Source organism: Alteromonas sp. ABV4_150 (assembly GCF_056311745.1).
The window spans coordinates 2267561-2280215 of the sequence record NZ_CM149971.1 but is presented as its reverse complement, the minus strand read 5'-3'; the positions used below and the strand labels follow the sequence as shown (position 1 = coordinate 2280215).

At 45.0% G+C, this 12655-nt stretch carries 11 protein-coding genes; 5 read left to right on the top strand and 6 right to left on the bottom strand.

Annotated elements, in window-relative coordinates:
* Window positions 1-24 precede the first annotated feature (24 nt).
* Window positions 25-648, bottom strand: a complete 624-nt coding sequence (locus ACYX4M_RS09985) for a mechanosensitive ion channel domain-containing protein (RefSeq protein WP_476079979.1) — start codon at window positions 646-648, stop codon at window positions 25-27.
* Between the two features lie 542 nt (window positions 649-1190).
* Between ACYX4M_RS09985 and rimK the strand changes: the two genes are divergently transcribed.
* From rimK to ACYX4M_RS09965, 4 genes are all read left to right on the top strand, one after another.
* Entirely contained in the window at window positions 1191-2096 is a 906-nt protein-coding gene (gene rimK / locus ACYX4M_RS09980) for a 30S ribosomal protein S6--L-glutamate ligase (RefSeq protein ID WP_334060863.1), read from the top strand.
* A gap of 42 nt (window positions 2097-2138) precedes the next feature.
* Window positions 2139-3170 carry a succinylglutamate desuccinylase/aspartoacylase family protein gene (locus ACYX4M_RS09975; protein WP_476079978.1) on the top strand — a complete coding sequence of 344 codons (1032 nt, stop codon included), beginning with the start codon at window positions 2139-2141 and terminating at the stop codon, window positions 3168-3170.
* 15 nt (window positions 3171-3185) lie between these two features.
* Window positions 3186-3620, top strand: a complete 435-nt coding sequence (locus ACYX4M_RS09970) for an ATP-dependent zinc protease family protein (protein WP_476079977.1) — start codon at window positions 3186-3188, stop codon at window positions 3618-3620.
* Window positions 3621-3726: 106 nt separating this feature from the next.
* Complete coding sequence (locus ACYX4M_RS09965; protein WP_476079976.1) at window positions 3727-4698, top strand: amino acid ABC transporter substrate-binding protein; 972 nt, start codon at window positions 3727-3729, stop codon at window positions 4696-4698.
* Here ACYX4M_RS09965 and ACYX4M_RS09960 read toward each other — a convergent pair.
* Together ACYX4M_RS09960 and acs are read right to left on the bottom strand one after the other, a co-directional pair.
* Complete coding sequence (locus ACYX4M_RS09960; RefSeq protein WP_476079975.1) at window positions 4658-5302, bottom strand: response regulator; 645 nt, start codon at window positions 5300-5302, stop codon at window positions 4658-4660. The two genes, ACYX4M_RS09965 and ACYX4M_RS09960, sit on opposite strands and share 41 nt — an antisense overlap.
* Window positions 5303-5319: 17 nt before the next feature.
* Complete coding sequence (gene acs / locus ACYX4M_RS09955; protein ID WP_476079974.1) at window positions 5320-7266, bottom strand: acetate--CoA ligase; 1947 nt, start codon at window positions 7264-7266, stop codon at window positions 5320-5322.
* A 257-nt stretch (window positions 7267-7523) separates the two neighbouring features.
* Here acs and ACYX4M_RS09950 point away from each other — a divergent pair, with 257 nt between their 5' ends.
* Window positions 7524-8687: a DcaP family trimeric outer membrane transporter gene (locus ACYX4M_RS09950; RefSeq protein WP_476079973.1), complete on the top strand. Its 1164-nt coding sequence runs from the start codon at window positions 7524-7526 to the stop codon at window positions 8685-8687.
* 203 nt (window positions 8688-8890) lie between these two features.
* On the opposite strand, the gene ACYX4M_RS09945 is transcribed toward ACYX4M_RS09950, so the two are convergent.
* The 3 genes from ACYX4M_RS09945 to ACYX4M_RS09935 form a co-directional block, all read right to left on the bottom strand.
* Window positions 8891-10039: a Na/Pi symporter gene (locus tag ACYX4M_RS09945; RefSeq protein WP_476079972.1), complete on the bottom strand. Its 1149-nt coding sequence runs from the start codon at window positions 10037-10039 to the stop codon at window positions 8891-8893.
* A 107-nt stretch (window positions 10040-10146) separates the two neighbouring features.
* Entirely contained in the window at window positions 10147-11199 is a 1053-nt protein-coding gene (locus ACYX4M_RS09940) for an aldo/keto reductase (RefSeq protein ID WP_476079971.1), read from the bottom strand.
* A gap of 90 nt (window positions 11200-11289) precedes the next feature.
* Window positions 11290-12348, bottom strand: coding sequence for a chemotaxis protein (locus ACYX4M_RS09935; protein WP_476079970.1), 1059 nt, complete (start codon window positions 12346-12348; stop codon window positions 11290-11292).
* Between the last annotated feature and the right edge of the window lie 307 nt (window positions 12349-12655).

Here is a 12655-nt window from a genome sequence, read left to right as displayed (position 1 = left end):
AACACTAATAGGGCAAGAAGCCACCTAAAATAATTCGTCGTGCGGTTTAGCTTCTTCTGCTCTAACCACCGGCGTTTCTACACTAGACTTAGCCACCACTTTACCCATTGCCCCCCACTTTTCTTTAGGGTTAAGCAAAACCGGGCGGGTTAATATCAAGTTATTGGGGTACATTAGCGTTTCGCGCTCTGCGGTAATTAAACGAGTGCTAAATGGTCCAACATCCGCAATAACGCCCTCGATGAAGTTATCGCCATCAAGAATGCGTACATAATTGCCTCTGCTATACGCCACATTTGTAAGCAAAATAAAGTAAGCCGTAATATTGCTGATGAGCGACCAGCTCGCAAAAAGTGCAACACCGGTTATCGTAATGATCGAAGTGGAAAGTACGAGTAAGCCCGAGAAATCAATACCCCATGCCAGTAGCAGCAGAGAAAATGATACAGTAGCTACAATTACACGAGCGGCAAAAAGCCCTTTTAATGCACTGTTAGATTTAAGCTTTGACTTTACGATATTAGTTTCTAACTTTGGCAGTAACTTCCGCGACATCGTCAAATAAATAAGCAACACCAAACAACTGAACACGACGTTTGACTGGTACTGAACTAACCATGTCAAAAAACCATGCCACCACTCATTCATTCATTTTTTCCTTACTGTTTTTGTTAGGCATATTGGCCTTTCTCTCTGTTTTTATTTCAAAAAAAGCCAGCGCGCTCCAATGCTAACGTTAATAGCAGACAAGTTCATGCATTAAAAGCTATCGACACAACAAGAATTATTCGTAAGACACCCCCGAACACTTCTATTAGTATGCGCGCAAAAATGACTTGTCTAAATTTTGACACCAGCCTGTATAGATAAAATTCCCGCTCAGCGAGAGTTAAAGTGTTCGTAATCACGGCGTGTTACCGCAGGTGTAGTGGTTCTACATCAAGGTGACACAACAAAGAGTACGGACATTTTAAACTCGCCCTTCGGTAAGGTCTGGCAAGCTGCCTAGCTTCATTGTGGGAATTTGAAAGGGAACAGCCATTCCTGCATTCCCACGCTTCGCTAGGAAACTTGCCAGTGCCTTCTGAGTGGGTCATTATTTATACAGATTGGTGTAACCACGTTCTAACGTGACAAATGACACGTCGAATAAACGACAAAATAAATCACAAACTACAGGCTTTTTTATAATGCGTATTGCTATTCTTTCAAGAAATCCACGCCTTTACTCCACTTCACGCTTAGTCGAAGCCGGGCAGGCTCGCGGACATCAGGTCGATGTTATCGATACTATGCACTGCTACATGGATATCACAAGCGCGCGACCGTCTGTACGTTATAATGGCAGAAAACTTCCCTACTATGACGCGGTAATTCCTCGTATTGGTGCATCTGTTAGCTTTTACGGTACCTCTGTGGTTCGCCAATTTGAAATGATGGGAACTTATAGCCTTAACGAGTCAGTCGCGATCAGCCGGTCACGTGATAAATTACGCTCGCTACAGCTTTTATCACGTAAGGGCATTGGCATGCCAAGGACAGGCTTTGCTCATCACCCAGATAAGATTGACGACGTGATAAAAACCGTTGGCGGTGCACCAGTTGTTATTAAGCTACTTGAAGGCACCCAAGGTATTGGTGTGGTATTGGCAGACACTCAAAAAGCCGCAGAATCGATTATTGAAGCTTTTATGGGACTAAATGCCAGTATCTTGGTGCAGGAATTCATTAAAGAGGCGGGCGGTTCCGATATACGCTGCTTCGTTGTGGGGGGAAAGGTAGTTGCTGCTATGAAACGTCAGGCTGCTCCAGGAGAGTTTCGCTCTAACCTTCACCGCGGTGGTCAAGCAAGCCTAGTTCGACTAAGCCCTGCAGAGCGCAAAACGGCGGTAGATGCCGCAAAAACAATGGGGCTTAACTGCTGTGGTGTAGACATTCTTCGCTCGAATAACGGTCCGGTCGTGATGGAAGTTAACTCTTCACCAGGCTTAGAAGGTATCGAGAAAGCGACTAACAAAGACGTGGCCAGCATGATTATCGAATTTATTGAGAAAAGCGCAGAGCCGCACAAAACGAAAACCCGCGGAAAAGGCTAATCTCTTCAACCTACGCAATAACGTAAATATAGGAAAACGTTAGTGGTAAATGATGTTTTAACAATTGGGGGTGAAAATATTGCCCCTGGCGAAACAAAAAAGATTGAGTTGGAGATGCCGCCACTATACACGGCTACCAATATGAGCATTCCTGTTTATGTTAAACGAGGAAAGCGGCCAGGCCCTGTTATGTTTGTAAGCGCAGCCATTCACGGTGACGAGTTAAACGGGATTGAGATAGTGGGTCGTCTTATCCGTTCAAAAGCGATTGAACGAATTAGAGGCACCCTGATAGCTGTCCCCATGGTTAACGTCTATGGCGTGCTGAATCAATCTCGCTATTTGCCTGACAGACGCGATTTAAATCGCAGTTTCCCTGGCAGTAAAAAGGGCTCACTTGCCGGCCGCTTAGCGAACTTATTTTTTAAAGAAGTCGTGAGTAAATGCGATGTGGGCATTGACCTTCATACCGGTGCTATTCACCGAAGTAATTTGCCACAAATTCGCGCAGACCTAGACGACACAGGAGTACTAGAGATGGCCAAGGCGTTCGGTGTTCCTGTACTGCTTAATGCTGAATTGCGTGACGGTTCATTGCGCGAAGCAGCCAGTGCGAGCGGCGTTAAAATTTTACTTTATGAAGCAGGCCAAGCACTGCGCTATGACGAATTTTCTATTCGCGCGGGCGTAAAAGGTATTATCAATACCATGCGCCATTTAGGCATGTTGAACAAAAGTCGCAGCAAAGGCCATAGTATTGAGCGTTTCATTGCCAGACAAAGTGGCTGGGTTCGCGCCCCTGAAAGTGGTTTTGTCAATCACCTTGCCCAACTAGGTGATCATGTCGCAAAAGGCGACAAACTGGCCACTATTGCGGACCCATTTGGTAATTATTTAGACAGCCTTGAAAGTCCTGCTGAAGGGGTTGTAATTGGTAAACAAAATATTCCGCTTACCCAAGAGGGTGAAGCCGTTTACCACATTGCGTACTTCTCAGAGCCTGATACTGTTGCTGAACACGTAGAATTACTGCAAGACAATTTATTGCCTCAAGAACAGAGTACTGTTTTATAAATTGGTAGAAGATTAATGAACAACAAAAAAATTGTAGGAGCGGTAGAACTGTGCGACTTGCCCAAGCTCGCCATTTCTGATTTAACCGTGCGCGTTGACACTGGGGCGGCAACATCGTCACTGCACGTAGACAACATCGAAGAATTTGAGCACAACGGTGAGCTTTGGATAAAGTTTGACATACATCCAGATATCCATAACGTTGAGCGAGTGGTTCGCAGAGAAGCAAGAGTTGAAGGACAAAAGCGCGTAAAGAGTTCAACAGCTACACGTGAGAAGCGCTATGTTATAATTACACCTATAATAATGGACGGCTACCAGTGGGATATTCAATTAACCCTAACGGATCGCTCTGAAATGACCTACTTAATGCTACTCGGACGTGAAGCTATGAGTGGGCAGTTTATTGTAGACCCCGAGCACGACTTTTTGCTGACGGGAAAAGATTAGCAATTAAGTCTTAAGGCCTTAATAGCGCCTTATCTGTGTATTGAGCCTTAGATAATCTTTAGTTGAGGCCTGCAGGCAAGTGTTCACCAAATGCGTGAGTAAAAATATGGACATTAAAGCTAAAGCGCTAAGTGCTAGCGTTCTTCTAATCAGTATATTCACACAACATGACGTGTGTGGACAGCAACAGCCCTTCAATGAGGTAAGTACAGACTTACCTCATACTGTTTTGCGCTTGCCAAACGTGCACCCCGGTAGGGATGCAGTTTATTCTTATGCAAAATCACTGCTCACTGAAACTTTGCGTATCACAGAGCCTCAGTACGGCACCTTTGAACTCACTGTTAGCGACCAAGAAACTGCGCAAGAACGACAGTTACGTAGCCTAGAGCACAATATGCTCGACGTAACTTGGAGCGTTACCTCTAGTGAACGAGAGCGTCAGTTTCTTCCTATCCGCATTCCAATCATGGCCGGTCTTTTCGGTAAACGCGCCTTGTTTGTCAAAGAAGGTGATGTTCGACTAAAAGAAGTGAAAAACTTTGTGGACCTGAAAAAGTTTCGCGCGGTACTCGGCTATGACTGGCCAGATACTAAAATTTTTCGAGCTAACGATATTCCTGTTTTAGAGACCACCTATCGTGCTTCATTTCGCATTGTTTCGGAAGGGTTCGCCGACATGTTTCCAAGAAGCGTCATGGAAATTAACGAAGAATTTTCCGACAAAACCTTATCAAAAGGCTTAACTATCGACGACAACCTCATCATTTCATACCCGAGCCCTATCTTTTTCTTTGTTGGCAGTGACAATCAAGCATTGGCGGGACGAATTGCAGAGGGCTTACTGATGCTGTTTGAAACCGGAAAGTTTCAAGAATTACTGCTCGCTCACAAGAACTTTAAAGAAGGGATGACTCTCGTTGATGGACGTACGATTATTGAAATTGAAAACCCGTTATTAAGTGAGCAAAGCCGCCTGGCGCTAGAAAAGTTTTTACCTGAATTCGCTATGTCTGAAGCCGTGCTTAAGCACGATGCTACTGAACCGGAGGCTCCAGCTCAAGCTGCGAAGCAATAAGTACTGCCTGAGTGCGGTTGTTTATGCCAAGCTTTTTGAAAATAGCGGTAACATGCGCTTTTACGGTAGCTTCAGCGATATCTAAATTAAAACCAATTTGTTTGTTCAACAGACCATCTCGCATGTAGCAAAGTACTTTGTACTGAGAAGGCGTAAGCGACGCAACCTTATCAGCGAGTTCAGAAAACTCTTCATTTACTTCATCAACATCTTCACTTAAATTATCAGGCAGCCATACGTCGCCATCTAAAATAGCCTCTACCGCATTGGCTATATCCTGTGCACTGGCAGTTTTAGGAATGAAGCCGAGTGCCCCTACGCTGATAATCTTTGAAATGAGAGTAGTGTCTTCCGTACCAGAAACCACGGCGACAGGTAGCTCGGGAAAGAGCTTTCGGATATGCAGCAGGCCAAATAAATCATTGCTGCCTGGCATATGTAAATCAAGAAGCAACAAGTCGATATCCTCATTATTGAGAATATCGACCGTGGTGTTTAGATCTCCAGCTTCTCTTAGGGTTAAGGCTGGAAGTGACAACGACAACGCGCCTCTCAGTGCATCGCGATACAGCGGATGATCATCAGCGATTAGAAGGGTTATCATTGTCTATATCCTTAATTCTACTTATTCAGACGTTCCTCTATCAGTGTATCAACAACCGATGGATCCGCCAATGTAGATGTGTCACCTAATTGCTCATGCTCATTGGCCGCGATTTTACGCAATATACGGCGCATGATCTTACCTGAGCGTGTCTTAGGTAGCCCACTTGACCACTGAATCATATCAGGTGTAGCAATGGGGCTTAGCTCTTGACGTACCCACGCTTTGAGCTCTTTGGTCAGGGCTTCGTCTGCTTCAACCCCTTCATTAGGCGTTACATAAACGTATATACCCTGCCCTTTGATATCGTGGGGGAAACCTACAACAGCGGCCTCAGCCACTTTTGAGTGAGCAACAAGCGCACTTTCTATTTCAGCCGTGCCCAAGCGGTGACCAGATACGTTTAGCACGTCATCTACGCGGCCGGTGATCCAGTAAAAGCCATCCTCGTCACAACGTGCGCCATCACCGGTGAAGTACACACCTTTATAAGCACTGAAATAAGTATTAATAAAGCGCTGATGGTCGCCGTAAACCGTGCGGGCTTGGCTTGGCCAGCTATCTTTAATAACCAAGTTACCTTCTGCTTCCCCTTCAAGCTCATTGCCGTCAGCGTCAAATAGTGCTGGCTGTATGCCAAAGAATGGGCGGGTTGCCGAACCTGGCTTTAATTCTGTGGCGCCGGGCAGAGGTAAAATCATGTGTCCGCCTGTTTCAGTCTGCCACCACGTGTCAATAATTGGGCAACGACTTTCACCAATAACACGGTGATACCATTCCCATGCCTCTGGGTTAATTGGCTCACCCACTGTACCAAGCAAGCGAAGTGACGATAAATCACAACCTTCAGCAGGCACGTCACCGTGAGCCATTAAGGCACGAATAGCCGTTGGTGCAGTATAAAGGCTATTAACTTTGTATTTTTCTACTACCTGGGCAATACGCTTAACGTCGGGATAAGTCGGAACACCTTCAAAGAACACTTGTGATGCAGCATTTACCATAGGGCCGTAAACCATATAGCTGTGACCTGTGATCCAGCCCACATCAGCAGTGCACCAATAAACGTCATCATCTTTGTAATCGAAAGCGTATCTGAAGGTCATTGCAGAATAAAGCAGATAACCGCCTGTGGTGTGGACCACACCTTTTGGCGTGCCCGTAGAGCCCGATGTATATAGAATAAATAACGGGTCTTCCGCATTCATTACTTCAGGTTCGCACTGGGCAGACATACCGTCCACAGCTTCATGCCACCACACATCGTGTTTTTCATTCCAGTCTACATCGCCACCCGTTAGCTTATGCACCAGAACATGCGTAATTGACGGGCAGGCATCATCGGCTAACGCTTTATCGACATTTGCTTTAAGCGGAATGCTTCTTCCTGCGCGGCGCCCCTCATCGGCTGTAATAACGACCTTTGCGCTACTGTCATTTATGCGGTCGGCAATAGCGTTTGGTGAGAAACCACCAAAAATTACCGAGTGAACCGCACCAATACGTGCACACGCAAGCATCGCGTAGGCAGCTTCAGGCACCATCGGCATGTAAATGGCGACGCGATCACCTTTCGTGACTCCCATCTCTTTAAGTGCATTCGCTAACTTACATACTTCATAGTGCACCTGTTGGTATGTCACATCTTGGCTGTCTTCCGGTGAGTCGCCTTCCCAGTGAAAGGCAACTTTAGTGGCATTATTGGCCAAGTGACGGTCAATACAGTTGTAGCTAGCGTTTAACTCACCGTCTTCGAACCATTTAATAGACACATCATTTTCACCAAACATGGTGTTTTTAATTTTGGTTGGCTTTTGATACCACTCAAGCATGGATGCGTGCTCAGCCCAGAACGCTTCGGGCTGCTCCACTGACTGCTTGTACATCTCGTCATATTGCGATGCAGTCAAGTGAGTGGATTGAAGAATGTTCTCAGGCACAGGGTAAGTTTTGCTGGCGGTCATAAAGATTGCCTCCAATATCAATAATGTAAAATTCTTGTTGTATGGTGAAACACTCTAGCTATTCACCCGCAAAGCAAAATGAGACTTTGGTCTTAGCAGCATAAAACTAAGGTGCTAATAAAAAAGTTAGACTAAAAGTATTACGACTATAGTCTTATGCGACCATCGGCTTATTTAAATTTGAGATAATAAGTACACAATCAACAATGTTAACGTTGAATTTACATTTATTTAACCACTTTTTTGGAACAGACACGATGAAAGCTAAAATAAAAAGTACCGCTACCGCAGTAGCGCTGTGCCTGGCGGCGAGCGGCGGCGCAGCACAAGCAGCAACAATTGGCGACACTAGTGTGAAATTCACGGGCTATGTTAAAGTTGACGCTATGGTAAGTGACTATTCAGATGGCACCATCGCCTCGGGTAGCGTAGGCCGAGATTTTTATATTCCCTCATTAACTCCTGTTGGTGGCGTTGACGAAGACCCGCAGTTCGATGCACACATCAGAACATCGCGTTTCCGCTTTGCCACCTCAACGCCTACCGCCGAAGGTGACACTATTAACGGTGTGTTTGAGCTGGATTTTGTGGTAACTGGCGGCGGTAATGAGCGTATAAGTAACTCATACGTGCCACGTGTTCGTCACGCTTACCTTACCTACAAAAATTGGTTGGTGGGTCAAACCTGGACTACCTTCATGGATGTAGGCTCACTGCCAGAGTCCCTAGATTTTATTGGAACAACAGACGGTATAACTTTTGGTCGCCAGGTCATGGTGAGATATACCAACGGTGGGCTTCAGATTGCTTTGGAAAACCCAGAATCAACAATCACGCCATTTGGTGGCGGCGGCCGGATTACGAGCGACGACAACAGCATGCCGGATCTTGTCGCAGCTTATACGTCGAAACAAGATTGGGGTTACGTGAAAGTAGCAGGCTTAGTTAGACAGCTTTCTTATGACAATGCCGCAGGTATTGACGCTGACGAAACCAGTTTCGGTGTGTCGTTAACAGGCAAATACGTTTTATCCAATGGCGATGACATTCGCTTCACGTTCAATACGGGGACAGGGTTAGGCAGATACTCTGCACTTAACGCCGTAAACGGCGCCGTACTAACGGAAAGTGGCGATCTTGAAGCCATTGACTCGATGGGTTACGGCGTTGCCTATCGTCACAAATGGAGCGAGAAAGCACGCAGTAGCATTATGTTCTCAGCTTTTGAAGCCGATAACGATGTGTCGCTTACCGGTTTGAATACCACCGAGAGCACCTACAGTACGCGTGTAAATTACCTTTACTCACCCACCAAAGCGCTAACCGTTGGTGCAGAATACGCGTTTGCGAAACGGGAAATTGAAGCTGGCCTTGAAGGCGACATGAATCGCTTCCAGGTTTCTGCTAAGTACGCATTTTAATAAGTAAGCAACTTTACAAACTAGAACGGCGTCTCTGAGCTCAGAGACGCCGTTTTTTATTGACCGAATGGTTGCTAAATGCGTTTAATGCCTAGTTTATACCGGCCCGCACAGGTAGTGCGGCACGCTAACTGTATTACACCATTAGAAACAATTAGTCCGCATTTACCTCTCTAGTGCATTTTAAAACTGCCAGTACGCTTTTATATTGTCGTAAAAATAATTCCCAGTGGTACTGCAAAGAACAATCCCCCCACGTAAGCTGCGCCGTACATCTTTCGTTCTGCAGCTAGGACAGATAGCTGGTAGGACAAATTAATAGGAATATTACGCAAAACAGGAACACCATAAATGAGTGTAACACCCAACACATTGTAGATAAGGTGTACCAGTGCTATCTGTAACGCAAAACCGCTATTCACGCCCGCCACGCCTAACGCAGCAATAAGGGCGGTAATGCAAGTTCCAATATTTGCACCAAGAGTAAACGGGTAGATTTCACGGGCTTTTAGCACCCCTGCCCCCACTAAGGGCACCATGAGTGATGTGGTCGTGGATGATGACTGCACCAACACCGTCATTAAGGCGCCAGATGTGATGCCGGATATGGGCCCCTGCCCAATGCTTTTGTGTAGTAAATCCTTCGCTTTTCCTACCATAAGGGACTTCATAATCTTTCCCATATAGGTAATAGAAACCATGATAAGCGCAATACCAATCAGAATTTTAGCGATACCTGGATAAACAGAAGGTAAAAACTCAAGGGACTGAGAAACCAAATTGGTTACTGGCTGTGTGGCCGCCTTTATTGGGTTGAACCCACTCACTCCTATCGCTTCTGGAGTATGAATAAGTGTTACAATCTGACCACTCAAATACTCTAAAATACCAAAGGCCATTTCTAGTGGAAGGAATATAAGTACGGAAAGAACATTGAAAAAATCATGAATAGTGGCTGCGTTAAAAGCGCGCTGAAATTCTTCTTTTTTAGCAACATGCCCTAGGCTTACCAAGGTATTGGTAATACTAGTACCAATATTCGCCCCCATCATCATGGGTACCGCGATGGTAATGGGTAAACCACCTGCAACCATACCAACAATAATTGAAGTTACCGTACTTGAAGACTGAATTAACGCAGTCGAAACCATGCCAATTATAAGACCCATTATTGGGTTTGATGCAAAATTAAAAAGCTCTCTAGCATGATCACCAGCGGCATATTTGAAGCCACTTCCAATCATGCTCACCGCAAGTAACATGACATAAACAAGTAATGCAAGAAGCAGCCATCGGTGCCAGTTATTGTTCTTTTCTACAGTGCTGGCTGATAATATATGTGGGTCAATCATTCAGATAACGAGTACGAGTTAATACAGAAAAAACCATACTATTACCACCGTGTGACACAAAAATGACGGGATATACCCGCCATTCTTCATCAAATAAGCACTAGCTATTAGAAGCCAAGAGGATACCTTCTAAATACATCGTGAATATCATTCAACGTCTCGCTTGAGAGCGAAATATTAAACGCATCGATATTTTCTTTTAACTGAGTCATAGTGGTTGCCCCAATAATAGTAGAGGTGACACCAGGTACTTGCTGACACCATGCTAACGCGAGTTGCGAAGGCGTTATTCCTGCTTTTTCAGCAATTTTCATGTATTCAGCAGTGGCAGCTTGCGCAGGCGGTTTATCTCTGAATAATCCCATACGCTGAGCTAATGTCCATCGACTCCCTTCCGGGCGCGCACCGTTTTGATATTTACCGCTTAGCATACCCGTGGCCAGTGGCGACCACGGTAAATAGGCAATATTCTCTAGCTCACACATTTCAATGAGATACGGCCAATCCTTCGCGTGAAGTAGGCTGAACTCGTTTTGAATAGATACAGGGAGAGGTATATCGAGTTCTTTGCAAAGGGTAAGAAAAATGTGGATGCCCCAAGGCGTGTCGTCCGACAGACCCCAGTGTCTTATTTTTCCTTCATCTAGCGCGCGCTTAATTCCCATAAGGATATCGCGCATACCCTCTATTTCTTTTTCGCGATTCGTTTTCGTAGGGTCCGCGCCATCAGGCCAATGTTTTCCGAAATGAGGCGTAACTCTGTTCGGCCAATGTAGCTGATAAACATCAATATAATCAGTATTTAAACGCTCTAGCGAATTAGTAAGCGCATTGCTTACTGCATCAGACGTAATTGGCCCAGCATTACGGATATACTTCAAGCCGCTGCCGGCAACTTTGGTCATTAATACAATATCTGAGCGCTTCGCTTCATTTCGCGAAAGCCAATTACCTATAATTCGCTCTGTATCGCCATAGGTTTTTGCGTTAGGAGGAACGGGATACATTTCGGCGGTATCTAAAAAGTTAACGCCTTTATCAAGGGCGTAAGCTATTTGTTCATCTGCATCTTGCTGGGTATTTTGAATGCCCCATGTCATCGTTCCTAAACAGATGTCTGACACCTGTAAATCGCTATTTCCTAAGCGGTTAAACTTCATCTTTGCTTCTACCTTGGCTTGTACCTTGTTAATGCAATAATGAGTCGGCCGTTTTAGAAAATCTACCTACTTTAAGCATTCAAATGAAAGCTATGAGGCTTTCTTATTGGCCAACTCGGCTTCGACGCTGGCGAGTCGCGCTTCAATATCTCTTTTCGACTCGACCATTTCATTCGCCAGCTCTGCGAGTGACTTCAACTCTGCAAACCCTAACTTTCTGGTATCAATCATTTGATACTGCCGCTTGCAGCGATAAAAGAAAGTAAGAAAGTTAACAAATGCGCGATGAAATGTCGCAAAACTCTTGATCAGCACCAGAATTAACACGACAGATGTGAGCGCGGCAATACTTAAGCTATAAATACGTACTTGTGCTTCTTGTTGCTCGATCATGGGTTGTAGCGCGGCATCAACGCCGCTTAGCTGACTTTCAACATTGTGAGCGCTTTGTCTAAATTCTCCACGTAACCCTTCATTGTGAGTTACACCATAAGTTTTGAATGCATCAACTAGCTCTAAAAGTGCTTCTCTGTACTGAGCCAAAATGTCTTTTAATAAAGCGGAACCGCCATTTTCAGCCACTAAACGCTCACTTAACGTCATCATTTGCCTTGCGTAAACCCCTTCTTGGGTTATCTGAAAGTTACGCGTAGCCAGTTGAATATTAGTTAGCAGTCTACTAGCTTGCGAGTCTTGAGTAAGCTGCCCACCATTTAGCGTGATTTCTAACTCTAGTATACGTGCTCTTAAGCCTTCATTTTGCGTTAATCCTATCCGTTCTTGAAGTGAAACAACCTGTCGAAACGTGCTGCTGTAGGCTTCCATCGAAGATGACAGGCTTTCCACGTCAGCCACAGGCAATCTATATTCGTTGAATAAGGGAACAAGAGTCGTTAGCCGGCGTTTAAATTCATAGCTCCGCTCAAGGAATTTGTCGTAATACACTGTCTCATGACGAAGCAAAAAGTCTTTTTCATGTCGTCGCATTTGCAGCAGGTCTTGCCCCATTCTTAGCAATACATCACGCTGCTGGTGTAGCCCAATAAGTTGTTGGGTGAAATAATGCTGGCTAGCAACTAACCCCACCATACCTATGACACAAACAAGGGTCATTAAAACTAGGCGAGATTTAATAGAATCGAACTTCATGACTAGCTCCTCTGGGGAGAAAAACGAATACAAGCTACATAAATAAAAGCTAATAAACGCTGAAAAAACGTTAACATACGTCGTCAATATAGAGGTTAAACAGATATTTTATTATTAAACCTTTGTACAAATTTAAATCGCTGCGTTGTTTAAAAAACTCTCACTTTTAGGGTGAAACCCCTATGTTCTCCTCCATCTCGACAAGCCACTATTAGGGCGTACTTTGCTGCGATGACGTAACCCGATTAACGCCGCGTGACAGTATACGACTGACTATCAGGTATACCTAACGCGTTCGACAGTACTG